General features: G+C 68.8%; 23 protein-coding genes. 6 read left to right on the forward strand and 17 right to left on the reverse strand.

The annotated features are described in order from the left end of the window. From AC1DR7_RS05460 to AC1DR7_RS05470, 3 genes are all read left to right on the forward strand, one after another. On the forward strand, nucleotides 1-585 hold a 585-nt coding region (locus AC1DR7_RS05460; RefSeq protein ID WP_478076414.1), incomplete at its 5' end, for a uroporphyrinogen-III synthase. Between the two features lie 108 nt (nucleotides 586-693). Then, nucleotides 694-1,677 carry a uroporphyrinogen-III C-methyltransferase gene (locus AC1DR7_RS05465; protein ID WP_478051507.1) on the forward strand — a complete coding sequence of 328 codons (984 nt, stop codon included), beginning with the start codon at nucleotides 694-696 and terminating at the stop codon, nucleotides 1,675-1,677. Continuing rightward, the gene (locus AC1DR7_RS05470; protein WP_478051506.1) at nucleotides 1,674-3,020 is read left to right on the forward strand and encodes a heme biosynthesis HemY N-terminal domain-containing protein; all 1,347 of its coding nucleotides are present in this window, start codon (nucleotides 1,674-1,676) and stop codon (nucleotides 3,018-3,020) included. Before AC1DR7_RS05465 ends, AC1DR7_RS05470 begins: the two co-directional genes overlap by 4 nt. A 196-nt stretch (nucleotides 3,021-3,216) precedes the next feature. On the opposite strand, the gene AC1DR7_RS05475 is transcribed toward AC1DR7_RS05470, so the two are convergent. Beyond that, entirely contained in the window at nucleotides 3,217-4,512 is a 1,296-nt protein-coding gene (locus AC1DR7_RS05475) for an acetyl-CoA C-acetyltransferase (RefSeq protein ID WP_256776778.1), read from the reverse strand. A gap of 92 nt (nucleotides 4,513-4,604) precedes the next feature. Between AC1DR7_RS05475 and AC1DR7_RS05480 the strand changes: the two genes are divergently transcribed. Continuing rightward, nucleotides 4,605-5,492 carry a hypothetical protein gene (locus AC1DR7_RS05480; protein WP_478076415.1) on the forward strand — a complete coding sequence of 296 codons (888 nt, stop codon included), beginning with the start codon at nucleotides 4,605-4,607 and terminating at the stop codon, nucleotides 5,490-5,492. A gap of 133 nt (nucleotides 5,493-5,625) precedes the next feature. On the opposite strand, the gene AC1DR7_RS05485 is transcribed toward AC1DR7_RS05480, so the two are convergent. The 11 genes from AC1DR7_RS05485 to glnA form a co-directional block, all read right to left on the reverse strand. After that, nucleotides 5,626-6,261: a superoxide dismutase family protein gene (locus AC1DR7_RS05485; RefSeq protein ID WP_457319906.1), complete on the reverse strand. Its 636-nt coding sequence runs from the start codon at nucleotides 6,259-6,261 to the stop codon at nucleotides 5,626-5,628. A gap of 53 nt (nucleotides 6,262-6,314) precedes the next feature. Continuing rightward, the gene (locus tag AC1DR7_RS05490) at nucleotides 6,315-6,881 is read right to left on the reverse strand and encodes a superoxide dismutase family protein (protein WP_457319904.1); all 567 of its coding nucleotides are present in this window, start codon (nucleotides 6,879-6,881) and stop codon (nucleotides 6,315-6,317) included. A 92-nt stretch (nucleotides 6,882-6,973) separates the two neighbouring features. Continuing rightward, entirely contained in the window at nucleotides 6,974-8,422 is a 1,449-nt protein-coding gene (gene ntrC / locus AC1DR7_RS05495; RefSeq protein ID WP_457319902.1) for a nitrogen regulation protein NR(I), read from the reverse strand. After that, nucleotides 8,412-9,485, reverse strand: coding sequence for a two-component system sensor histidine kinase NtrB (locus tag AC1DR7_RS05500; RefSeq protein WP_256776773.1), 1,074 nt, complete (start codon nucleotides 9,483-9,485; stop codon nucleotides 8,412-8,414). The genes ntrC and AC1DR7_RS05500 overlap by 11 nt, the downstream gene beginning before the upstream one ends. Nucleotides 9,486-9,594: 109 nt before the next feature. After that, on the reverse strand, nucleotides 9,595-9,846 hold the full coding sequence (locus AC1DR7_RS05505; RefSeq protein ID WP_478051505.1) for a hypothetical protein: 252 nt from the start codon (nucleotides 9,844-9,846) through the stop codon (nucleotides 9,595-9,597). A 37-nt stretch (nucleotides 9,847-9,883) separates the two neighbouring features. Further along, a complete protein-coding gene (locus AC1DR7_RS05510) occupies nucleotides 9,884-10,234 on the reverse strand; it encodes a VOC family protein (RefSeq protein WP_478051504.1) in 351 nt (116 codons plus the stop codon). 86 nt (nucleotides 10,235-10,320) lie between these two features. Then, nucleotides 10,321-11,481: a murein transglycosylase A gene (gene mltA / locus AC1DR7_RS05515; protein ID WP_457318883.1), complete on the reverse strand. Its 1,161-nt coding sequence runs from the start codon at nucleotides 11,479-11,481 to the stop codon at nucleotides 10,321-10,323. 270 nt (nucleotides 11,482-11,751) lie between these two features. After that, on the reverse strand, nucleotides 11,752-12,492 hold the full coding sequence (locus tag AC1DR7_RS05520) for an N-acetylmuramoyl-L-alanine amidase (RefSeq protein ID WP_457318884.1): 741 nt from the start codon (nucleotides 12,490-12,492) through the stop codon (nucleotides 11,752-11,754). A gap of 265 nt (nucleotides 12,493-12,757) precedes the next feature. Next, on the reverse strand, nucleotides 12,758-14,188 hold the full coding sequence (locus AC1DR7_RS05525) for an ammonium transporter (RefSeq protein WP_478051503.1): 1,431 nt from the start codon (nucleotides 14,186-14,188) through the stop codon (nucleotides 12,758-12,760). A gap of 18 nt (nucleotides 14,189-14,206) precedes the next feature. After that, entirely contained in the window at nucleotides 14,207-14,545 is a 339-nt protein-coding gene (locus tag AC1DR7_RS05530) for a P-II family nitrogen regulator (protein ID WP_026070924.1), read from the reverse strand. 409 nt (nucleotides 14,546-14,954) lie between these two features. Then, the gene (gene glnA, locus AC1DR7_RS05535; RefSeq protein WP_256776768.1) at nucleotides 14,955-16,364 is read right to left on the reverse strand and encodes a type I glutamate--ammonia ligase; all 1,410 of its coding nucleotides are present in this window, start codon (nucleotides 16,362-16,364) and stop codon (nucleotides 14,955-14,957) included. Nucleotides 16,365-16,586: 222 nt separating this feature from the next. On the opposite strand from glnA, the gene AC1DR7_RS05540 reads away from it, so the two are divergent. Together AC1DR7_RS05540 and AC1DR7_RS05545 are read left to right on the forward strand one after the other, a co-directional pair. Then, nucleotides 16,587-17,381, forward strand: a complete 795-nt coding sequence (locus tag AC1DR7_RS05540) for an undecaprenyl-diphosphate phosphatase (protein WP_256776767.1) — start codon at nucleotides 16,587-16,589, stop codon at nucleotides 17,379-17,381. A gap of 71 nt (nucleotides 17,382-17,452) precedes the next feature. After that, the gene (locus AC1DR7_RS05545) at nucleotides 17,453-18,286 is read left to right on the forward strand and encodes an META domain-containing protein (protein ID WP_457318886.1); all 834 of its coding nucleotides are present in this window, start codon (nucleotides 17,453-17,455) and stop codon (nucleotides 18,284-18,286) included. A gap of 208 nt (nucleotides 18,287-18,494) precedes the next feature. Here AC1DR7_RS05545 and AC1DR7_RS05550 read toward each other — a convergent pair whose 3' ends face one another. The 5 genes from AC1DR7_RS05550 to AC1DR7_RS05570 all read right to left on the reverse strand — a co-directional run bounded on the left by AC1DR7_RS05550 (nucleotide 18,495) and on the right by AC1DR7_RS05570 (nucleotide 23,727). After that, complete coding sequence (locus AC1DR7_RS05550; RefSeq protein WP_457318887.1) at nucleotides 18,495-19,106, reverse strand: YbhB/YbcL family Raf kinase inhibitor-like protein; 612 nt, start codon at nucleotides 19,104-19,106, stop codon at nucleotides 18,495-18,497. 10 nt (nucleotides 19,107-19,116) lie between these two features. After that, complete coding sequence (locus AC1DR7_RS05555; RefSeq protein ID WP_478051123.1) at nucleotides 19,117-21,186, reverse strand: tetratricopeptide repeat protein; 2,070 nt, start codon at nucleotides 21,184-21,186, stop codon at nucleotides 19,117-19,119. 84 nt (nucleotides 21,187-21,270) lie between these two features. After that, nucleotides 21,271-22,260 carry a YheT family hydrolase gene (locus AC1DR7_RS05560; RefSeq protein WP_256776799.1) on the reverse strand — a complete coding sequence of 330 codons (990 nt, stop codon included), beginning with the start codon at nucleotides 22,258-22,260 and terminating at the stop codon, nucleotides 21,271-21,273. A 56-nt stretch (nucleotides 22,261-22,316) separates the two neighbouring features. Beyond that, on the reverse strand, nucleotides 22,317-23,108 hold the full coding sequence (locus AC1DR7_RS05565) for a lysophospholipid acyltransferase family protein (RefSeq protein ID WP_457318019.1): 792 nt from the start codon (nucleotides 23,106-23,108) through the stop codon (nucleotides 22,317-22,319). 181 nt (nucleotides 23,109-23,289) lie between these two features. After that, nucleotides 23,290-23,727, reverse strand: a complete 438-nt coding sequence (locus AC1DR7_RS05570) for a hotdog fold thioesterase (RefSeq protein WP_256776762.1) — start codon at nucleotides 23,725-23,727, stop codon at nucleotides 23,290-23,292. Nucleotides 23,728-23,730: the final 3 nt, after the last annotated feature.

Raw genomic sequence — 23,730 nt, forward strand, 5'->3', positions numbered from 1 at the left:
GTGTTCAGCAGCCCGGCGGCCGTGCACGCCGCCGCGCGCCTGCAGCCGCTCGGTGGCGCCCACCCAGGCACCTGGCTGGCGGTCGGTGCCGGCACCGCGGCGGCGCTGCACGCGCACGGCGTCGGCACGGTGCTGGCGCCCACGCGGATGGACAGCGAAGGCCTGCTGGCCTTGCCCGAGCTGGCCGACCTGCACGGGCTGGAGGCCGGGCTGGTCACCGCTCCGGGCGGGCGCGGGATCATCGCCGCCACCCTGGTCGAGCGCGGTGCGCAGCTGCAGCGCGCCGATGTCTACCAGCGCGTGCCGCTGGCGCTGCCACCGCGCGCGCTGCAACGGCTGCGCCGCAGTGCCACGCCGTGGGTACTGGCACTGAGCAGTGGCGAGGCGCTGACCCTGCTGCTGGCGCGGCTGCCGCACGATCTGCAGTCCCGGGTGCGCGAGGCGATCGTGGTGGCCGCCAGCGCGCGCCTGGCCGAACAGGCCGCCGACGCGGGATTTACGCAGGTGCAGCTCGCCCAAGGCCCCTTACCACGCCAGCTGGCGCAGGCTGCACACGCTGCGATCATCACTTCCGCGTCTTCCTGAACAGGCGACGTTCCCGGCCTTGCGGGCCGCGCGGGCGACGGGCGATGCTGTGCATCACGTCGCTCGCCAGCTTGTGGACAGCCCGGCGCGATCGACAAGGATGCCCGCATGAATGACGACGTTTCGCCACCTCCCGCTTCCCGCTCCCTGCGCTGGATCGCCCCGCTTGCGGTCGTGCTGGTGATCGGTGCGGGCGTGGCGTGGGGCTGGACCCGTTGGCAGGCCGAACAGGCGCGCGTCCTGCAGCGCGAAGCCGATGCCGGCCTGCAGCTGCAGGGGCTGGTGGACAGCGTGGAAGCGCTGCGCCGCGACCAGCGGTCGACGTCGCAACGGGTGCAGGATGCGGCCGCCACCAACCGGGTGCTGCGCGATGAAATGCTGGGCCTGAGCCAGCGCAGCGCGCTGCTCGAAGACAACCTGGCCAAGCTTGCCGACAGCACCCGCCACGGCGCGCAGGCACTGCAGCTGGAAGAGACCGAACTGCTGCTCAGCCAGGCCGCGCAGCGTCTTGCCTATGCCGATGACGTGGACGGTGCCAAGCGCCTGTACGCACTGGCGGCGGCCACACTGGCCGACGTGCAGGGCAATGAATACCTCAACGTGCGCCAGGCGCTGATGCAGGAACGCAATGCGGTGGATGCGCTGGGTCCGGGCGCGCGCGTGGCGACCGGGCGGCAACTGGCGGCGTTCTCCAAGGCCCTGGAGCAGGTGCCCGAGCAGGTCGATGCCGGTACTGGCCCGGAGGCGGGTGCGCCGTGGTGGCAGCAGGTGCTGGCACCGTTTGTGACCATCACCCCCACCCGCACGCAGGGCCCGCTGACCGACGCCGAGCGCGTGGCCGGCTGGGATGCGCTGCAACTGGAATTGACCTTGGCACGCGCGGCGGTCGAACGCGGCGACCAGGCCGGCTTCACCCAGGCCGTGGACCGCGTGGCGCTGTGGCTACCGCGGCTGTGGCCGGATTCACCCGCCCTGCGCGAGCGTCGTGCTGAACTGCAGCAACTGCGCATGCGCGTGCTGCAGCCCGCGCTGCCCGAACTGGGCAGCACCCTGCAGCAACTGCGCTCGATGCGCGATGGAGATGATCGATGAAACCCTTCCAATCTTTGGTGGTGCTGTTGCTGGCCGTGGCGCTGGGCGTGATCGCCTCGCAGTTCCTCGGCACCGAGCAGCTTCGCCAGTTCGGCGAAGTGATCTACCGCTACGGCGGCAACGACTACCGCTCGACGGTGCCGCAGGTGGCCTTGATGGCGCTGGTCGGGCTGCTGGTGCTGTGGCTGCTGTGGAGCCTGCTGGCCTCGCCGTTCCGCGCCTGGGGCCGCTACCGCCGCAAGCAGGGCCGCGCGCGCCTGATCGACGGCATCCACGCCCACGAACAGGGCCAATGGCAGCGCGCTGAAAAGCTGCTGGAAACCGCCGCCGAAGACAAGGACGTGGCCGCCGTGGCGATGGTCACTGCCGTGCGCAGCGCACAGGCGCGCGATGACCAGGCCGCCGTGAATCAGTACCTGCAGCGGTTGGCCAGCGAGGATGCCACCCTGCACGCCCTGCTGCAGGCCGAACGCCTGCTGGCGCAGGAACGCCCGGTGGATGCGATCAACCTGCTGGACACCGCGACGATCCAGCCGCTGCCGCCGCGCGGCCTGTGGCTGCGCACCGAAGCCCTGGCCCGCGCCGACCGCGCGCACGAGGCTTACGGCCAGCTGGGCGCGCTGCGCAAGCAGAAGGTGCTGCCGGACGAGGCGGTCGCCGAACTGGAAACCCGCCTGGCGGCGCAGTCGCTGCTGGAAGCGGGCGACGTCAATGCCTTGGCCGCGCAGTGGGAAGCCACGCCCAAGGCCCTGCGCAGCGATCCGGACGTGGTCTCGGCCTATGCGCTGCGCGCGGTGGCGCTGGACTGGGACGAGCCGGCGCTGCTGAACCTGGAGCAGGCGCTGGATACGCGCTGGGACGAATCGGTGGTGACCCTGTACGGACAGATGCCGGTGGACAAGCTGGCCACGCGCCAGGCCAACCTGCAGCGCTGGCTGGGCAACCAGCCGGCCAGCCCGGCGCTGCTGCTGGCACTGGGCCGCATCGCTACGCGTCAGCGCCAGCACAGCCTGGCCGAGGATTACCTGCACCGCGCTATCGCCGCTGGCGCCGGTCCGGCCGCGTGGGAAGCGCTGGGCCAGTTGTTCGTCGACCGTGGCGAACCGGCGTTGGCGTCGCAGTGCTTGGCCAACGCGCTGCGCCAGCAGCGTGGTGATGACAGCATCGCGCTGGCCCGCGCCAATGCCGCCGTGGCACCGCTGGAACCGGTGGTGCCCGAGCGCGCGACGGTGGAAGAACAGTCGTTGATGTCCCAGCCGTTGCCGGGTCAGCGGATCGACCCGGTCCTGGCCCCGGTCGTGCGCGATGAGCGCGACGAATTCGGCAACCCGCGCCTGCCGTGATTGCGGGCGCTGCATCCACGCATACGTAGTGCCGGCCGCTGGCCGGCTCCACACACACCCATCCAACGTCCATGGAGAGCCGGCCAGCGGCCGGCACTAGCGGGCTTCGGATGGTTGTGCAGCCACCCATGGGGTGGCTTTACATACAGAAAGGCCGCCCCTTGGGCGGCCTTTTCGGTTTGCGCATCGGGCCCGATCAGCGTTCGACGATCGCCACCACGCCCATGCCGCCAGCGGTGCAGATCGAGACAAGCGCGCGGCCACCGCCGCGTTCGGCCAGCTGCTTGGCCGCCGTGGCGATCACTCGCGCACCGGTGGCGGCGAACGGGTGGCCGGTGGCCAGCGACGACCCCAGCAGGTTGATCTTGGCCGGGTCGATACGGCCCAGCGGCGCATCCAGGCCGAGGCGGTTGCGGCAGTAATCTTCGCTTTCCCACGCGCGCAGCGTGCACAGCACCTGCGCGGCAAACGCTTCATGGATTTCGTAGATGTCGAAATCCTGCAACGTCAGCCCGTTGCGCTTGAGCATCTCCGGCACCGCAATGGTCGGGGCCATCAGCAGGCCTTCGCCGTGCACGAAATCGACGGCGGCCACCTGCGAATCGCGCAGGTAGGCCAGCGGTTCGTGGCCGTGCGCGCGCGCCCATTCCTCACTGGCCAGCAGCACCGCCGAGGCGCCGTCGGTAAGCGGGGTGGAGTTGGCGGCGGTCAGCGTGCCGCGACCGGACACCTTGTCGAAGGCCGGCTTGAGCGTGGCCAGCTTTTCCAGCGAGGTATCGGCGCGCAGGATGTTGTCGCGCTCGACGCCACGGAACGGGGCGATCAGGTCGGTGAAGAACCCGCGCTCATAGGCGGCGGCCAGCTTCTTGTGCGAGGACACCGCCCATTCGTCCTGCGAATCGCGCGAGATGTTCCATTCCTTGGCCATGTCCTCGCAGTGGTCGCCCATGCTTTTGCCGGTACGCGGCTCGGCCACGCCGGGGAACTCGGGCTTGAGCTCGCTGAGCTTGAAGCCGCGGGTCAGTGCCTTGAATTTGTCGCCGGTGGACTTGGCGCGATTGGCCGCCAGCAGGCGCGCGCGCAGCTTCTTGCCGTACACGATCGGCACGTCGGAGGTGGTGTCCGATCCGCCGCCGATGCCCGATTCGATCTGGCCGAGCGCGATCTTGTTGGCCACCGCGATGATGGTGTCCAGCGAGGTACCGCAGGCGCGCTGCATGGTGATGCCCGGGGTCAGCGGGGACAGGCCCGAGGACAACGTCGCTTCCCGGCCCAAGTTCCAGTCGCTGGAGTGCTTGATCACCGCGCCCATCGCCACTTCGCCGAGCTGCTGCCCGTGCAGACCGAAACGTTCGACCAGCGCGCCGAGCGTGCGTACCGACATGCCGAGGTTGCCGACGTCCGAATAGGCCGTGTTCTGGCGGCAGAACGGGATGCGGACGCCACCGAGGATGGCGACGGGACGGGCGTTGGGCATGGAGATACCTGGCATGGGAGGGGTGTCTGCAACATGGCCTGCACGAAGGAGCAGGCATAATGGGGGCAAGTGTAGCTGCCGCCCTGTGATGGGCCAACCGTGAAACCATGAGCAAACCCGACCCCGGCATGAATGCCCTTGGCGTCCTGGCATTGGAACTGGCTGGCGGCGACGTGCCGCGCCATGCCGCGCTGTCCTCCGAACAGGCTGGCGAACTGGCCGAACGCGTCGGCCGCGACCTGGCCAGACTGGTCCCGGCCGTCAGCGGGCTGGACTTCGTGTTCGCCGGCGCGCATTTCGATCCGGCTGAAGTGCTGCGCCCGGGTTGGCCGGTGCACCGCCGTCTGGAAGAACTGCAGATGCGCGCGCCCGGCCGCAGCCACGGCCCGCGCATGCTGGCCTTCGGCGCCGGTGCCGACGGCGACGTACCACTACCGTTCCAGGCCGATGCCGGGCTGACCGGCGGCGGTCTGMGCGTGGTGCCGTTCCTGCTGACCGGTACCGAGGTGGCGCAGACCCAGGCCGTTGCCGACGCGCTGGAAGAGGTGCTGCTGGCCCAGGGCATGGCCCAGGCCGACACCGCCCTGCAGGCGCAGACCGCCTTCGGCGCGCAGATCGAACACGCGCGCTATTTCACGGTGAATGACCTGGCCGCGATGATGTCGATGCAGTACGACAACCAGGGCCTGGCGGTGCTGTGGCCGCTGATCGAGACCGCACTGATGGCGCCGCATGTCGAGGAATGGCTGGACGCGCCGCCCGAGCCGCTGCTGCGATACGCCGATGGCGAAGTGCGTATGGCGTTGTTCGATCCGGCCGGCTGGTGCGCGTTCTACAACCACGGCACCGGCGACTGCGATCGTCTGCAGGGCATCTACGACCAGTACCTGATCCGCCAGCGGCAGATGGCGGCGGTGCTCGAATCGCACGGCTTGCCGGTGCTGTTCGTGCATTGCGAAGCCGGCCAGGACGCGCGCGAGCTGCTGACCCGCTAACGGTAGGGCCGGCCGCTGGCCGGCTCCCGCGGGCATCGATAGCGATCATGGCAGCCACGCATGGCGTGGCTCTATCCGCGCTCCAAAAAAAACGCCGGCAATCGCCGGCGTTTTTCATTCTGCACCGCCTCGGTTACGGCGCGGCTTTGATCACCGCACAGGCCAGGCGCGCACCCGCGTTGCCGGTCGGCTGGGTCTTGTAGTCGTCCGCGTCGGCGTGGACGATCAGGCCACGGCCGATGATGTCGAAGTCATCGCCCTTGCCCACGTTGACGTTGGTGGACACGTCGGCATCGACCATGGCGTTGCCCTGGGCGTCGGCCTTGATGTTGGGGATGTCACCGCCGTGGTGCGGGGTGGTGGCGACGTTGCCGTGATCTTCCTTGGCCGGGTTGAAGTGGCCGCCGGCGCTGGCGCCGTCCGGCGCGCTGCAATCGCCCTTCTCGTGGATGTGGAAGCCGTGCTCGCTGTTGGGCTTCAGGCCACTGACCTGGCCCTTCACGTGGACCTTGCCGTCGACGACGCTGAAGGTCACGTTGCCCTTGACGTCATTGCCCTTGGTCGGGGCAAGCTCGGCCACGGCGCCCTGGTTGGCGTGGGCTTCGCTGGTCATGGCCGGCGGTGCGTCGGTCGTGGCTTCGGCGGCCGGCTGCGAAGCGGTGGCTTCGGCGGCCGGCGTGGCTTCCGGCGTGGGTTCGGCCGGCTTGTTGCAGGCGCTCAGGCCGAGCGCGGCGATGGCGGCGAACAGGGTGGTATGGATCAAACGCATGTGGAACTCCTTGCGGGTAGCGGTGGAAGAAGCAGCGTCAGCGGGAGGCGCGATCAGCGCACGACCCGGATGAGGCCACAGGCAATTCGGGCGCCGGCATTGCCGGCGGGCTGGCTGCGGTAATCGTCGGCGTTGGCATGCACGACCAGTGCACGCCCGGCGATATCGGTGGCTGCGCCGCCGCCAAGGGTAACCGCTGGCAGGCGAACGTCGACGTTCACACGTCCCTGCGCGTCCGTACGCAGGTTGTCCATGTCACCGGCATGGTGCGGGCCGGCGCTGTTGCGACCGTGCGGCTGCGCGGTCGGGTTGAAATGCGGACCGGCGCTACTCGCGTCCACGGCGCTGCAATCGCCGCGCTCATGCACATGGAACGCCGCCGTCTGCATCGGCTGCAAGCCTCCGATGACACCGGTGATGTGCACCCCGCGCGCATCGGGCACCAGTGCCAGGCGGCCGCTGACCAGGCTGGCCGACGCCGACGACAGGTTGGCTTCGGCCATCTTGGCCGTGCTCACCATCGGTACCGGTGGCGCGGTGGGGCGCGGCGGCGGTGTAGTGCCGCAGGCGGCCAGACCGAACAGGACGGCCGCAGCGAGGATGACAGTGGAACTGCGCATGGAAGACTCCTTGGTTGCAAACTAACGCGGTGCTCGTCCACAGGCCATGAAAGCGGCACGGACGTGGCGCACACGCGGCGTGGACATGCGGTTCATCCGCCGCGACGGCGCCCGGCGCCGAGCTTGCGGGTCAGGGTGTTGCGGCCCATGCCCAGGCGGGCAGCGGCCTCGGCGCGACGGCCGTGGGTGATCTGCAGCGCGGCCTCGAGCAGGGCCTGGTCGACGCGTTCGCGGACCTGCGCGTGCAGGCCTTCCGCGCCTTCCGCCAGTCGCTGCCGGGCCCAGGCCGACAGCAGGGCCTCCCACTGACCCGGATCACCGGCCGCGCGCGTGCGCGGGCCGCCGCCCCGGTGCAGCGCACTGTCCACATCGGCGACGCCGATGGTGTCCGAGGCGGCGAGTGCGGCCATCCGCCAGCACACGTTTTCCAGCTCGCGCACGTTGCCCGGCCAGTCGTGCTCGCGCAGCGCCTGCAGCGCCGATGCGGTGAGGCGCTTGGGCGGCGTATCCAGCTTGCGTGCCGCCGCAGCCAGGAAGGTATCGGCCAGGTGTGCGATGTCGTCGCGACGCTCGCGCAGCGGCGGCAGGCGCAGGCGCACCACGTCCAGCCGATGCAGCAGGTCGGCGCGGAAGCGCCCCTGCGCGACCAGCGATTCCAGGTCCTGGTGGGTGGCGGCGATCACCCGCACGTCCACGCGGATAAGCTCGCGCCCGCCGACGCGGAAGAACTCGCCCTCGGCCAGTACGCGCAGCAGGCGCGTCTGCAATGGCAGCGGCATGTCGCCGATTTCATCGAGGAACAGCGTGCCGCCGTTGGCCTGCTCGAAGCGGCCGACATGGCGCCGCTGCGCGCCGGTGAACGCGCCCGCTTCGTGGCCGAACAGTTCGCTTTCGAGCAGCTCGGCGGGAATCGCAGCGGTGTTGAGTGCGACGAACGGCCCCTGCACGCGCGGGGATTCATGGTGCAGCGCATGCGCGACCAGTTCCTTGCCGGTGCCGGTTTCGCCGTTGATCAGCACCGACAGCGGCGCCTGCGCCAGCCGCCCGATCGCGCGGAACAGCGCGCGCATCGCCGGGGTATCACCGACCAGCTGCGGGCGCTGGTCGGTGCCCGGTTCGGCGGCGGCAGGCACGGGTGCAGCGGCCAGCGCGTCCGGTTCGGGCAGCACGCGCTGGGCCAGCGCTACCGCGTCATCCAGATCGAATGGTTTGGACAGGAATTCCTGCGCACCGCCACGGAACGCGCCGGCGGTGCTGGCCACATCGGTGTAGGCCGACATCACGATCACCGGCAGCTGCGGGTGCGCGGCCTTGAGTTTGTCCAGCAGCACCAAGCCATCGTCACCGGGCATGCGCACGTCGGTGAACAGCAGGTCCGGCGGCGGCTGGCTGGCAAGCATCGCCAGCGCCGCAGCGGCGCCATCGAAGCCTTCCACCCGATAGCCCGCATCGCGCAGCGCCGTACAGAGCACGAAACGCACCGCGCGGTCGTCATCGACCACCCAGACACGCTGGGCGGTGCGATTGGTGTCATCCGCCATGGGCGGCCTCCTCGGCAGGCGTGCCGTGGCCGATCGGCAGCAGCACGGTGAACACGGTATGCCCCGGGCGCGAGCGGTAGGTCAGCGTGCCGCGATGTTCGCGCGCCACCTGCTGGGCCAGCGCCAGGCCCAGCCCGGTGCCTTCGGCGCGGCCGCTGACCAGCGGCAGGAACAGGTGCTCGGCCAGCTGCTCGGGCACGCCGCGGCCGTCGTCGGCGATTTCAAGACGCAACGCAAGCGGATGCAGCCGGTCGCCGATGCGCACGCCATGTTCAACCCGGGTCCGCAGGGTGACGCTGCCGGCGCCGGCCTGGATCGCATTGCGCACCAGGTTCCACACCGCCTGGGTGAGGCGGTCGGCGTCGCCGTCGAATTCGGGAATGCTGGGGTCGTAATCCCGCTGCAGACGCACCGCCCAGCCGCCCTCGCTCTCGGCCAGCCGCAGCACGCGCTCCAGCGAGGCGTGGATGTTCAGCGGCGCATGCGGCGCGGCCGGCGCAGGCGACAGCAGTTGCTCGAGCAGCCCGTTGAGGCGTTCGATCTCCGAGCCGATCAGCTCGATCAGCTCGCGTTCGTCCGGGTCGCGCTCATCGGCGGCCCGCTGCGCGTTGCGCCGCGCCAGCAACTGCGCCGCGCCCTTGAGCCCGGCCAGTGGATTACGCAGCTCGTGGGCCAGTCCTTTGAGCGCCGCGCTGAGCGCACTGGGCAGGGCCTGGGTCGGGTCGAGCCCGGGGAATTCATCGACCGGATGCGCTTCAAGCAGCCAGCCGCCCGCGTCCCACCGGCTCAGCCAGCCTTCGGCGAAGCGCGGGGCGTCGCCCGGCAGGGCGAGGGCGAGACGGTGCAGGCGCAGGGTATCGCGCTCGTCACGGGCCAGGAAGTGCGCCAGGGCCTCGCCCTGCACTTCCAGCGAGGCCAGCGGCTGGCCCAGCAGGCGGCGAACGCTGACGCCCAGCCAGCGGGCAAAGGCGGGGTTGCAGCCGACCACGCGGCCATCGGCGTCGGCCCAGGCGACCGGAGTGCCGAGGACGTCGAGGGCGGGCGGGGGTAGTGCGGCAGTCATTGCACCAATGTAGTGCAAAACCGGGATGGGTTGAGCTTGGCACAGGCCGGCGGGTCCCGGTCTGTGCATCCTCGCCGCTCAATGGACCGGACAAGGCGCCGTTCTGCGGCTACCAGAGCGGTTCTTCCACTGTGTGGATGTAAAGCTTCTCCGCGTGCTCCCGAACGTCCAGGAAGTACTTTGCCGCGCAGCCCCTGCAAACCGCTGGATGGTCTTCGTCGCTTCCCCGCTGATTTTCCAGTGCTACAGCGAGGACGGGATAGGCGCATTCGAAACAGCAGAATGCAATGTTGTTGCCGTGTGGATCGGCATCGATCTCGTCACCTTCGGCATCCATCACCAGAAAACCCGTGATTTTCATGCTGTTCCTCCCTATGTCGACATGTGTGTCGCCGGCCTCACCCATGCTGCAGGAGGTTGATCAGCCGGCCCAGCGGGTCACGGACGTAGAACCGTCGCACGCCCCACGGCTCACGGACCGGTCCGTACTCGATGGCGATGTTGGCCGCTCGCACCCTGCGCAGTGCTTCATCCAGGTCATCGACCTCCACTGAGAGGTCCGGCACGTGGGTGCCCGCCCCCCCCTGCTGGGCGAAACTGACCTGCACCTGCATGTCGCCGTTGCCGGCATACGTACGGATCCAGCCGTGGTCCATGGCAAGTTCCAGCCCCAGGATACCCTGATAGAAGCTGTCCGCCGACGCCGGATCGGACGTCGCGATGTTGGCGATGATGCGCTTGACCTGCATGGTCATTCCCGTGGTGCGGCGGCGGCCCTTTTTATACCGGAGCTTTGCTTCCCGCGCCGGCCCGCGTTTACGGGCCGACAACGCGGTCAGCTATCCGCCGGCGCCTTCGGCAACGCCGCGCCCTTCGGCCACAGCATCCAGAGGCTGCCCTTCTGCTTCATGTCCCCGGCCAGCTTGCCGGCCGCGTCGCCGGTGCCCCAGAACAGATCCGCGCGCACTTCGCCGGCGATGGCCCCACCGGTGTCCTGTGCGGCGACCGGGCGCACCACCGGTGTGCCATCCGGGCGCGTGGTGGACAGCCACAGCAGGCTACCCAATGGCACTACGGTACGGTCTACCGCGACGCTGTAACCGGCGGTGAGCGGCACGTTGAGCGAGCCACGCGGGCCCTGGTCACCGTCGGGGCCCTTGGCGAAGAACACGTAGCTGGGGTTGCTGGCCAGCAGTTCCGGGATGCGGGTGGGATGTGCGTTGGCCCAGGTGCGGATGGCGTCCATGGTGACGTCGTCTTTTTTCAGTTCGCCCTGCTCCACCAGCCAGCGGCCGATCGGACGGTACGGATGACCGTTCTGGTCGGCGTAGGCGATGCGCAGGTGGCGGCCGTCGTCCAGCACGATGCGGCCCGAGCCCTGGATCTGCAGGAACTGCAGGTCCATCGGATGGGTGAGCCAGGCCAGCACCGGGGCCTTGACGCCCTTGGCGGCGATGGTTGCGGCATCGTCATAGGGTTTGAGCACGCGCCCATCTACGCGACCGCGCAGGCGCTTGCCCTTCAGCTCGGGGTAGAGGCTGTCCAGCTGCACGCTGACCATGTCGGTGGGTACGCCGTATACCGGCACCGTCGCCTTGGCGGTGCGGACGAGGCTGCCGGGATAGATCGGCTCGTAGTAGCCGGTGATCAGGCCGTCGGCGCGGTTGCCGCCGGCGCGCAGCGCGTAGACATCCAGGGTGTTCTGCAGGAACTGGCGGATGGCAGCCGGGCTGGTGGCGACGTTTGCCGCAGCGCTGCAGGTGCCCGCCCAGGTGGCATCGGTCTTCAACCGTGGGCAGCTGCTGCGCCACGCCGCGAAGCCGGACTGCAGGTCGGCATCGGAGACGGCGGGCAACGCGGTCCAGGCGGCCTTGACGTAGGTGTTGCCGGGCGCGCTGGGGCGCTGCGGGGACACGGCGCAGCTGGTCAGCAGGGCCAGGCCAATGAGCAATGCCGCCGGAAGTCGGCAGGCGGCGGTGAGGCGTGGGATCGTCATGGGCGAGGGTCCTGAAATGGTAGAGCCGACCGTTGGTCGGCTGACGCGGCTGGAATCGTAGAGCCGACCGTTGGTCGGCTGACGCGGCTGGAATCGTAGAGCCGACCGTTGGTCGGCTGGCGGTACGACCGCGCGGGGTGTGTGAGGGAGAGCAGCCGACCAACGGTCGGCTCTACCGGTTCTCGGGTGCGCGTGAGGACCAGTGCCACAGGACGTCGGCGTGCGGCGATGAGGCGTGGGATCGTCATTGGTCCTGGGATCGCGCCGCCGTTATGGCGTCTGCCGCAGCAGCGAATGCAGGATGCGGGCGTCTTCGGCATCCAGTGTGGCGGGCAGGTCGTCGCGGCCGCGGAAGCGGCGATGGAATGCGCCGACGGCGGCATCGCGGTCGTCCAGCGGGTAGCCGAAGGTCTGCAGCGCCAGGTACGCATCGAATCCTGCCGGTGCGGCGCCGTCGCTGTCGCGCGGCCACACGCCGAAGCCGGCCTGGGCCAGCTGCTGCCATGGGAAGAAGCGGCTGGGGTCCTGCTTGCGGGTGGGGGCGAGATCGGCGTGGGCGATGATCTGCGTGCGCGGAATACGCAGGCGCGTGCACAGGTCGTCCAGCAGGCGGATCAACGCATCGATCTGCGCGGGCGCGAACGGGGTGTCGCCATCGTTGTCGATCTCGATGCCGATGGAGGCCGAGTTCAGGTCGGTGATCGTGCCCCAGCGGCCGGGGCCGGCGTGCCAGGCGCGGCGGTCGTCGCCGACCAGTTGGTAGATGCGGCCATCGGCGCCGACCAGATAGTGCGAACTGACCTTGCCGCCGCTGTTGGCGCTGCGCAGGGTGTCCAGGCTCTGCTGCACCGAATCCTGGTCGGTGTGGTGCAGCACGATGATCACCGGGTCGCGCGCGTTGTGATTCGGCGAGGGCACCCAGCTGGCGAGCGGGCTGCGGACCGGGGGGGTGGCGCAGGCGCTGAGCAGCAGGCAGGCGAGCAGCGGCAGCAAGGTGCGGATCGGGGGCATGACCACATTGTGCGGGATTGGGCGCGGGGATGCCCGGCGTGGCGGGATCCGACCGTTGTGCCCGCGTCGCGAAGCGCAGCCACGCCTGGCGTCGCGCTACCCGCGCATTCGACCTGGTAGCGCCACGCCATGCGTGGCTGCCGTTGGCGACATCCCCAACAAAAAGCCGGCGACCCGAAGGCCGCCGGCGAACGTACAACGTCTCTCTCTCGTTTCTTGTCTCTGTCGGTGCCGGGCAGCGCCCCGCACTACGCGGTTGCGGCGATCAGGCCTCGTAGGCCGATTCGCCGTGCGAGGTCACGTCCAGGCCGGTGCGTTCTGCTTCTTCGGTGACGCGCAGGCCGAACACCAGGCGCACCACCAGCAGGATGGCCACGGTGACCACGGCGCACCAGACGATGGTGAAGCCGACGCTGACCAGCTGCACCCAGACCTGGTGGCCGATGTCGAGATCGGCCTTGGTGCCGCCCAGCGACTGCGCGCTGAACACACCGGTGAGCAGCGCGCCGACGATGCCGCCGATGCCGTGCACGCCGAACACGTCGGCGGTGTCATCCACGCGCAGCAGGCGCTTGAGGCCAGTGACGCCCCACACGCAGACCACGCCGGCCACCAGCCCGATCACGATCGCGCCGAGCGGACCCACCGTGCCGCAGGCCGGGGTGATACCGACCAGGCCGGCCACCGCACCGGACGCCGCGCCCAGTGCCGAGGGCTTGCCCTTGCTGACCGCTTCAACCAGGGTCCAGCCCAGCACCGCGGCCGCGGTGGCGAGGATGGTGTTGATGAAGGCCAGCGAGGCGACGGTGTCGGCGGCGGCCGCCGAGCCGGCGTTGAAGCCGAACCAGCCCACCCACAGCAGCATCGCGCCGATGTAGGTGAACGGCACGTTGTGCGGCTTCAGCGCGGTCTGGCCATAGCCGATCCGCTTGCCGACGAAGTACGCGCCCACCAGGCCGGCCACGCCAGCGTTGATGTGGACCACGGTGCCACCGGCGAAATCGATCGCGCCCATCGCGCCGAGGTAACCGCCGCCCCACACGATGTGTGCCATCGGGATGTAGCTCAGGGTGAACCACAGCGCCGAGAACAGCAGCACCGCCTTGAACTTGATGCGCTCGGCGAAGGCGCCGACGATCAGCGCGGTGGTGATGCCGGCGAAGGTCGACTGGAAGGCGACGAACAGATAGTCCGGCAGGCCCTTGATCGGCGTGTTGCCTACCGTGTCGGGACCGAAGCCCTTGAGGAAGGCGAACTGGGTGAACGAGCCGAAGAAGGCGTTGCCTTCGCTGAACACCGCGCTGTAGCCGTAGGCCACCCACAGGATCAGGATCAGCGAGAACACCACCAGGATCTGGCTGAGGATGGACAGCACGTTCTTCGAACGCACCAAGCCGCCGTAGAACAGCGCAAGGCCGGGCACCACCATCAGCAGCACCAGCAGGGTGGAGGTGAGCATCCAGGCCACGTCGCCGTGGTCGAAGGTGGGCGCGGCCGCGGCGGCAGTTTCAACAGCCGGTGCCGGGGCGGCGGTGGGAAGCGGCTCGACCGCGACGGTTTCCGAGGGCACCGGGGTGACCTGGGCCTGCGCATGGGCCGTGCTGGAGAACGCACCAACGGCCAGCGCGCTGATCAGCATCATCAGGCACACGGCATGGAACCGGGCTTGCCACCCGGTGAACAAAGAGGTCTTCATTGTGGGCTCCGAGTGGGGTTAGAGCGCGTCAGCGCCGATTTCGCCGGTGCGGATGCGGACGACCTGTTCGACCGCAGTCACGAAGATCTTGCCGTCGCCGATCTTGCCGGTGCCGGCCGCGTTCTGGATCGCTTCGACCACCGCGTCCAGGCGATCGTCGGTGACCACCGTTTCGATCTTGATCTTCGGCAGGAAATCCACGACGTACTCCGCGCCGCGATACAACTCGGTGTGGCCCTTCTGGCGCCCGAAGCCTTTGACTTCGGTCACGGTGATGCCCGACACGCCCGCATCGGAGAGGGCCTCGCGGACCTCGTCGAGCTTGAACGGCCGGATGATGGCGGAGATCAATTTCATGCGCATGTCCCGATGGTGGATGGAACCGGCGGTGTGTTGCTGGCCGGTGTCAGGTCAGCGGGCGGCCACTTGCACATGGCCGCCCCCTGGTGCGCCGAACGCTGCATGGGCCTCGCCAGGGCCGTCGCCGGGAAGGCGGCGGCGCTGGTGACGCGGGAGGGAGGAAAGGCCCATGGCACGCGTCCGGTCTCTCTTGCCCCTGGTGGTGCAGCGGACCAACGGTCCGCTCTACCGTAATCGGCGGACCAACGGTCCGCTTTTCCTATTCAGCGGACCAACGGTCCGCTCTACTGCGATCGTCGGACCAACGGTCCGCTCTACGCATGGTTGCGTTGCCGGCTCCCCAGCCGACAAAGCGGCGACGATGACGAAGGTGGGAGGGAGGTCCTTCGTCATCGTCGCCTGTTGCTCAGTTGGCGTAGTACATCTGGTATTCGAGCGGGTGGGTGGCGGCGCGGAAGCGGGTCACTTCCTGCATCTTCAGCGCGATGTAGCCATCGATGAAGTCGTCGCTCATCACGCCACCGGCCTTGAGGAACTCGCGATCCTTGTCCAGCGCTTCCAGGGCCTGGTCCAGCGAGGAGCAGACCTGCGGGATCAGCTTCTCTTCTTCCGGCGGCAGGTCGTACAGGTCCTTGTCGCTCGGTGCCCCCGGGTCGATCTGGTTCTTGATGCCGTCCAGGCCGGCCATCATCAGCACGGTGAAGGTCAGGTAGCCGGACTGGATCGGATCGGGGAAGCGCATTTCGATGCGGCGCGCCTTCGGGTTGGACACCCACGGAATGCGGCACGAGGCCGAGCGGTTGCGGGCCGAGTAGGCCAGCATCACCGGGGCTTCAAAGCCCGGGACCAGGCGCTTGTAGCTGTTGGTGCCGGAGTTGGCAAAGGCATTGATGGCCTTGGCGTGCTTGAAGATGCCGCCGATGTACCACAGCGCCAGCTGGCTCAGGCCGCCGTAGCCGTCGCCGGAGAACAGGTTGGTGCCGCCCTTGGACAGCGACTGGTGCACGTGCATGCCGCTGCCGTTGTCGCCGACGATCGGCTTGGGCATGAAGGTGGCGGTCTTGCCGTTGCGGTGGGCGACGTTCTTGATGACGTGCTTCATGCGCAGCAGTTCGTCGGCCTTCTGCACCAGGGTGCTGAACTTGGTGCCGATTTCGCACTGGCCGGCGGTGGCTACTTCGTGGTGCTGCACTTCCACTTCGATGCCGACCTGTTCCAGGGTCTTGCACATTTCAGCGCGCAGGTCGTGCAGCGAGTCGGTCGGCGGAACCGGGAAGTAGCCGCCCTTCACCGCAGGACGGTAACCACTGTTGGCGCCGTCGTACTTGTCGCCGGTGCTCCAGGCGGCTTCTTCGGAATCGATCTTGAAGAAGGTGTGGCCCATGTCGTTGGCAAAGCGGACCGAGTCGAAGATGAAGAACTCCGGCTCCGGGCCGAAGAAGGCCTGCTCGGCGATGCCGGAGGACTTCAGGTACGCCTCGGCGCGCTTGGCGATGCCGCGCGGGCAGCGGCCGTACGGCTGCATGGTGGCCGGGTCGAGGATGTCGCAGCTGATCACCAGGGTCGGGTCGGCGTAGAACGGGTCGATGTAGGCGCTGGTCGGGTCCGGAAGCAGGACCATGTCCGATTCGTTGATGCCCTTCCAACCGGCGATGGAGCTGCCATCGAACATCTTGCCTTCTTCAAACAGCGACGGCTCGACGATGCTCACCGGGAAGGTGACGTGCTGTTCGATACCGCGCATGTCGACGAAACGCAGGTCGATGAACTCGATCTGGTTGTCCTTGATCAGCTTCTCAACGTTTTCCACGGACATCGGTGAAACCCTCGGATGGATGATTGCGTAGGTTGATAGAGCAATCGCCGTGCCAACTTTTCCATTTTCACAAGTCGTTGATTTTGTTGGCCTGGCACGGCACCGGGCGCGGAACCCTGCGCACCACGATGGTGCAACGGCCCCACCACGCACACATTTGGTGCGGCGTTTGATGTTTTATGCTCTACCGCGATTTCACCCATTCCGAGCCCCAGCATCCCGATGTCCGACCTGCTCTCCGCCCTCCTGTTGGGCATCCTCGAAGGCCTCACCGAATTCCTGCCGATCTCCAGCACCGGCCACCTGCTGATCGCCCAGCATTGGCTGGGCGCGCGCTCGGATTTCTTCAACATCGTCATCCAGGCCGGCGCGATTCTGGCCATCACCCTGGTGTTCCGCCAGCGCCTGTGGTCGTTGGCCACCGGCCTGCACGAGCGCGCCAACCGCGACTACGTGATGAAGCTGGGCACCGCCTTCCTGGTCACCGCGATCGTCGGCCTGCCGGTGCGCCTGGCCGGCTGGGAACTACCCGAAACGGTCACCCCGGTGGCCTGGGCGCTGATCATCGGCGGCATCTGGATGATCCTGGTAGAGACCTACAGCGCGCGCCTGCCCGACCGCGATGAAGTCACCTGGAAGGTGGCCATCCTGGTCGGCCTGGCGCAGGTGGTGGCCGGGGTGTTCCCGGGCACGTCGCGCTCGGCGGCGGCGATCTTCATCGCGATGCTGTTCGGCCTGAGCCGGCGCGCGGCGGCCACCGAGTTCGTGTTCCTGGTCGGCATCCCGACCATGTTCGCGGCCAGCGGCTACGCGTTCATGGAAATGGCCAAGGACGGCAAGCTTGGCAACGAGAACTGGACCGACGTCGGCGTGGCCTTCCTTGCCGCTGCCGTCACCGGTTTCGTCGTAGTGAAGTGGCTGCTGGGTTATATCAAGTCGCACAAATTCACCGCGTTCGCGGCGTATCGCATCGCACTCGGTGCCGCGCTGCTGCTGTGGTTGCCTGCTGGCAACTGAACACGGCCGGCGCGCGCCAACCCCGTTTCGCGTATCACCCCGTTTTTCCACGGGTTCCCAAGGAGATGTCCATGAACCGCACCCGCACCCTGATGCTGATCCTGCCGCTGGCCCTGATGGCCGCCTGCAGCAACCCGTCCACCCCGGCCCCCGCCGGTCCCGGTGGCGATGACCTGGCGCCGGCACCGACCGCCGCTGCCGATGCCAAGGCCGTGGAGAAACTGGACGTGCAGCGCCTGCAGGGCAACCACTGGCTGCTGGACAGCGCTACCGATGCCGGCGGCAAGCGCGTGGATGCGCTGTTCGCGCGCGGCGACAAGCCGGTCACGCTGGACTTCAAGGACGGCCGCCTGTCGGTCGGCAATACCTGCAACCGGATGGGTGGCGGCTACACGCTGGCCGATGGCACGCTGACCGTCTCGCCGATGGCCTCGACCATGATGGCCTGCACCGACAAGGCGCTGATGGCGCTGGACCAGGCCGTGGGCTCGCGCCTGGAAGGCGCGCTCAAGGCCGAACTGGCCGGCCAGGGCCAGCTGACCCTGCACAACGCCGCCGGCGACGTGCTGGTGTTCAACCCCGAGCCGACCGCGGAAACCCGCTACGGCGGTGAAGGCGAAACGGTGTTCATCGAAGTGGCCGCGCAGACCAAGCCGTGCTCGCATCCGATGATCCCGAACATGCAGTGCCTGCAGACCCGCGAAGTGTCGTTCGACGACAAGGGCCTCAAGCAGGGCACGCCGGGCGCGTTCGAGAACTTCTACGGCACCATCGAGGGCTACACCCACGAAGACGGCGTGCGCAACGTGGTGCGGGTGAAGCGCTACAAGATCGCCAGCCCGCCCGCCGACGGTTCCTCGCTGGCGTACGTGCTGGACATGGTGGTCGAGTCGGAAAAGAAGTAACCGGCAGGTACCGGCCGTTGGCCGGTACGCGGCCAGAGCGGCACGCACGCGCCGCAAAAGAGGAAGGGCGGCCAAGGGCCGCCCTTCGTCGTTACCAGGTAGTGCCGGCCGTTGGCCGGCTCCTCGCATATCTCCCCGGAGGTTCATGAGGAGCCGGCCAGCGGCCGGCATTATTCGGCATCGCGCGAGGGCGTTGGCTGGACGCCGATCAGGCCAATGCCGGGTTCAACGTGTAGGTGCCATGCAGCGCCGCTTCGGCCAGCACGTGGCCGTGCATCGCACGGTGCACATCGGCGCCGGTGAACGGGGTGGGCAGGTCCAGCTGCGCCACGTCGAGGGCGAACACACGGAAGAAATACCGGTGCATGCGCGCGTCGTTGAACGGCGGGTACGGGCCGTCATAGCCCAGGTACTGCCCGGCCATGTCCGGATTGCCGGCGAACCAGCCGGTGAAATCATTCAGGCCCTGGCGCGCGCCGGCGGGTCCGGCCGGTGCGGTTTTGCCCTTGACCGTGAAGCCCTCGCTGCAGCTGCCGGCGGCGATGTCGTGCACGCTGGCAGGGATGTCGGCCATCGCCCAGTGCACGAAATCCGCGCGCGGCTGGTCGCGCGGCACGCTGCAATCGTGGCGACCGACCGTTTCCGGCACCGTCGGCACGTCCGGGTCGATGCACAGCAACGCGAACGAACGGGTGCCCTCGGGCACCTCGCTCCAGGCCAGCTGCGGGTTGCGGTTGGCGGCGAAACCGTTGGCATCGCCGGCGGCGAATTCGGCCGCGATCGGCTGGCCGTTGTGGAAGCTGGTACTGCTCAGGCGCATGGGAGAGTCCTCACTGTTCCGGGTAACCAAGGCGAACGGCGACCGGGGTCAACAACGCGAACGCCGGGGCCATCAGCTCGCGGTAGTGGCGCCATTCCCCACTCGGCATGCGCGGTGGGCCCAGCGTCGGCGCCGGCGGCAGGCGCGTGCCGAGCAGCCGGCCCAGATGCTCGGCCATCACCGCCGGATCGTTGCCGATGTCGTCGATGCGCACCAGCGCGTGCGGGTACAGGTCCTGTTCGTGCAGGGTGGCCACCTGCGTCAGCGCGCGGGCCAGCCACTCGGCCGCCTCGTTGATGGAGGTCACCGCCAGCGGTGCCGGCGCGCCGTTGGCCAGCCAGTGCAGCAGCATGTCGCGCGGGTCGCGCAGCACCAGCAGCAGGCGGCCTTCGGGCAGCTGCGGGCGCAGCGCCCACAGCAGGGCGTTGTCCCACCACAGCAGCCAGTCGATCAGGTTGGCGTCGGCCAGACCGCGCGACGGCATCTGCTCACGCCACTGCTCCACCAGCCGCTCCGGGCTGAGTTTGCCGGTCGAGAGGTCCTGCAGGGTGTGGTAATTCTGGAAGGCGTCGTCGGGCGGATTGGGCCCGTAGCGGTCGCCACGCAGCACCGGGCTGGCGGCGGCGATCGCGGCGATCACCCGCTCCACGCCGGAGCCGGGCGCGCCCCAGACGAACATCGGGCGGGCGGTGTTGTCTTCGCTGATCGTGCCGATCTCCGGCCAGCTCAGCGGGGCCTTGGCCTGCGGCGGCAGCGGCAGGCGCTGGCTGGCCTCGGCCACGTGCAGCTCGACCCACGTGCGCAGGGCATCGGCGTGCTGGCCGGCCTCGTGCTGCACCGACCCCAGCCACGCGCGCAGGCTCGGCTTGGCGGCGTCCTCGGCGGTGTCATGGATGGCCTGCACGCGCGCCACTGCAGCAGCAGGGTCGCGCGCCATCAGCGCCTCGACGATGCGGGTTTCGCCGCTGGCGCGGCCCGGTTCGATGGCCACGATGCGCCGTGCCACGGCTTCGGCGGCGTCGTTCTCGCCGGCCATGTCGTGCAGGCGCAGGCGCGTTTCCATCGCCGGCAGGTGCTCGGGCATGGCCTGCAGCCAGCGCTCGGCCACCGCGACCGATCCGGCACTGCCCACCGCTTCGATGGACAGCCGTGCCAGCCACAGGTCGTGCAGCTGCGGGTGGGTCTCCAGCAGCGCATCGAGGGTGTCACGCGCCTGCTGTTCGCGGCCCAGGCGCTGCCAGGCCATCAGCAGCAGCTGCAGGGTCTGGCGATCGGCGGGGGTCTGCTCCAGCACCGGCAGCAGGTGTTCCAGTGCCTGCAGCGGCTGCCCGGACTGCAGCTCCAGCTCGCCGGCCAGGCGGCGCATGGCCGGGGTGTCGCCCTCGGCCGTGGCCAGGATCTGGCGCATGGTCGCTGCGGCGCCATCGGTGTTGCCCTGGCGGACCTGCAGCTGCACCAGCAGGCCCTGCAGCGACGTCAGTGCGGGGCTGAGGTCCAGCACGCGGCGGAACGCCTGCTCGGCGAAGGCCAGCATGTCCTTGCCCAGGTAGGCAAAGCCCAGCGCGTACAGCACCCGCGGATCGTTGGGCAGGGCCTGGGCGGCGGCCGACAGCAGGGCCACCGCGCGGTCGCCCTCGCCGCGGCGCAGCGCGATCATGCCGTTCAACGCGGCCAGCTCGGGGTGGTCTTCATCCACGCGGCTGGCGGTGCGGGTGATCTTCTCGGCCTCGTCCACGTCGTTGCGGGCCAGCGCCATGTGCGCCTGCATCAGGTAGGCGGTCAGCTCGTTGGGGTTGAGCGTGGCGGTGCGGTCCAGCGCCGAACCGGCCGCCTCGAACTGGCGCAGCGCCAGCAGCAGGCCGGCGTGCTGCAGGTGCAGATCGGGGTTGTCCGGGGCCAGCGCCAGCGCCTGTTGCAGGCTGTCCAGGGCGGCATCGAACTGGCCCTGTTGTTGCAGCGACAGGGCCAGCCAGCGGTGCGCCTGCGGCTGCTCCGGCTCGGCACTGGTCCATTGCCGCGCAAGCTGCACGGCTTCGTCGGCCGCATTGCGGCGCAGGGCTTGGAGAATCTTGTCTTGCATGACGGTCCAGCTTGGGGTCAAACCCCGATTGTAGAACACGTCATGCGGCGCACCGTGGTCGGGGTGCCCAACCCCCGGGCGAGGTCAGCCGACGGTTTCGATGCGCAGGCGCTGCGCGACCCAGCGCTCGGAGAAACCATCGCCTCGCCAGTTCTCCAGGAAGCCGCAATGGCCGCCCCACGGGGCGATTTCCAGGTGGGCGTGGGCGGGCAGGCGCCAGCCGTTGAAGGTGGCGAAGGGGATGACCGGGTCATCCTTGGCCATCAGGATGTCGGCCGGCACGGTCAGCTCGGCCAGGCGGTCGCCGGCGATCGAGTAGCCATCGAAGTAGGCCTGCAGCGAGCCGAAATCGGTATGGTGCTCGACCAGCCACGCGGTGAGCGCGCGGATGTCGAGCTTGAGTACCTGGTCGTCCCAATCGCTCAACTCGGGGAACAGATCACGCTTGCGCCGCAGCGAGCCGGCCCACTTGCGGCGGAAGTACCAGTCATACATCGCCGGGCCGTTCTCGATGCTCTCCATGGTGATGGCCGGATCGAGCACCGGGCAGACCGAGGCCACCCGGCGCAGCGGGACGCCGGCAGAAGGTGCGCGCAGCGCCAGGCGCAGCACGAAGTTGCCGCCCAGCGAATAGCCGGCCGCCACCAGCGGCAGCTGCGGCCAGCGCCGGGCGATGTCACCGGCGGCCTGCACCACTTCATCGATGCGGTTGGAATGGAAGATGCCGGGATTGAGGTGATGGGTGTTGCCGTGGTCGCGGAAGTTCAGCCGGACCACGTCGAAGCCCTCTTCGAGCATGCGCGCGGCGGTCATGCGCATGTAGCTGGACTCGGCGCTGCCTTCCCAGCCGTGCAGCAGCAGCGCCATGCCGATCGGCTCGCGGCCCTGGACATGGCTGTGCCAGCCCTGCAGCCGCACGCCCTGGCCGCCGTCCAGGATCAGTTCTTCGGTGACCGCGCCGGTGGCGGCCAGCAACGTCAGCCCACGCTGCATGCGCATGCGGCTGGAGCTGAGCATGGACTGCAGGTGCGGATTGCGCAGCCAACGCGGCGGGAGGTAGTCGGCAGCGGTCAACATGGGCGGCAGACTGCTCCCGGCTGCGACGCTGGCGCGTGAAGGGCCGCCATGCACTACTCGGCGGACATCGCCGCCAGGATGCGCGCACGCGAGGTTTCCGCGATGCGGCGACGGCCTTCCAGATCCTGGGTTCCGATGGGCGCCAGAAAATGTACTTCGGCACGGCGTGCCGGTTCCCCCAGCAGGCGCAGGAAATTGGCGAAGAAGCTCTCGCCCGGGCCGAACGCTACGATGGCCTGGGCATCGCCACGCCAACCGTAACGCAGCGCCACCGGCTGCACCGGGACCTGGGCTTCGACCGCTGCCTGGAAGATGCGCGCATGGAACGGGCCCACATCATGGCCACCACGGGTACGCCCTTCCGGGAACACGCCCACCGCCTTGCCCTCGCGCAGGCGCACCACCATTTCCTGCATGACCCCACCGAGCGACTCGGTACTGCCGCGCTGGTGGAAGATGGTCTGGCCGCGCGCGGCCAACCAGCCGACCACCGGCCAGCTGGCAATCTCGCGCTTGGCCACAAAGCCCATCATGCGCTGGCTGTGCAGCATGTTGATGTCGACCCAGCTGACGTGATTGGCCACGAACAGCACCGCGCCCGGCAGCGGCGTACCGATCCGGTGCAAGCGGAAGCCGAAGATCCACATCAGGCCAGTGGACCAGAGGTTCACCGCGGCATGTTCGAACAGGCGGCTGCCCACGCGCATGCGTCCCCACGGCGGCAGCATGGCGATCAGCAAAATCGGCAGGAACAGCAACAGGTGGACCAGCAGCAGCGGTACGCGGTACAGATAACGGCACACACGCGCCACGCCGCCACGTGAGGCCGGGGTGGGGGAAGTCATCTGCGCACGATACCCGAGCGCCGCAGGCTCTGCCAGCCGAAAACGGACAAATCGATGGCAATGCAGGGCCAGACGCCGCAGGCGGTCAAGCGGGTGCCCGGTTGCGGCACGGCGCCGGCGCCGACCATGCGCTGGCGCACTGGGATGGCCGGCGCAACACAGCATCCACGCGTTGGATCGATCAGCCGGGGCGGACCGCCGGCACCACGGCCAGGGTCAACCGCGAGGTGCACACCAGGCGTCCGCCGTCGTCTTCGATACGGATGTCCCACACCTGCGTGCTGCGGCCCACGTGCACCGCACGCGCCGTGCCGGTGACCACGCCGCTGCGCATCGCACGGATGTGGTTGGCGTTGATCTCCAGGCCCACGCAGACCTGCGCGCGGGTATCCACGCACAGGTTGCCGGCGCTGCTGCCGAGGGTTTCGGCCAGCACCACCGACGCACCGCCGTGCAGGATGCCGTAGGGCTGGCGGGTGCGTTCGTCGACCGGCATGGTCGCGCTGATCCAGTCGTCCCCTGCTGCGGTGAAGGCGATGCCGAGGTGTTCGATCAGGGTGTTGCGGCTGAGTGCGTTGAGTGCCTCGATCGACACCGCTTCGCGGAATACCTGGGCCATGCG

The organism is Stenotrophomonas sp. P5_A9 (genome assembly GCF_056400525.1).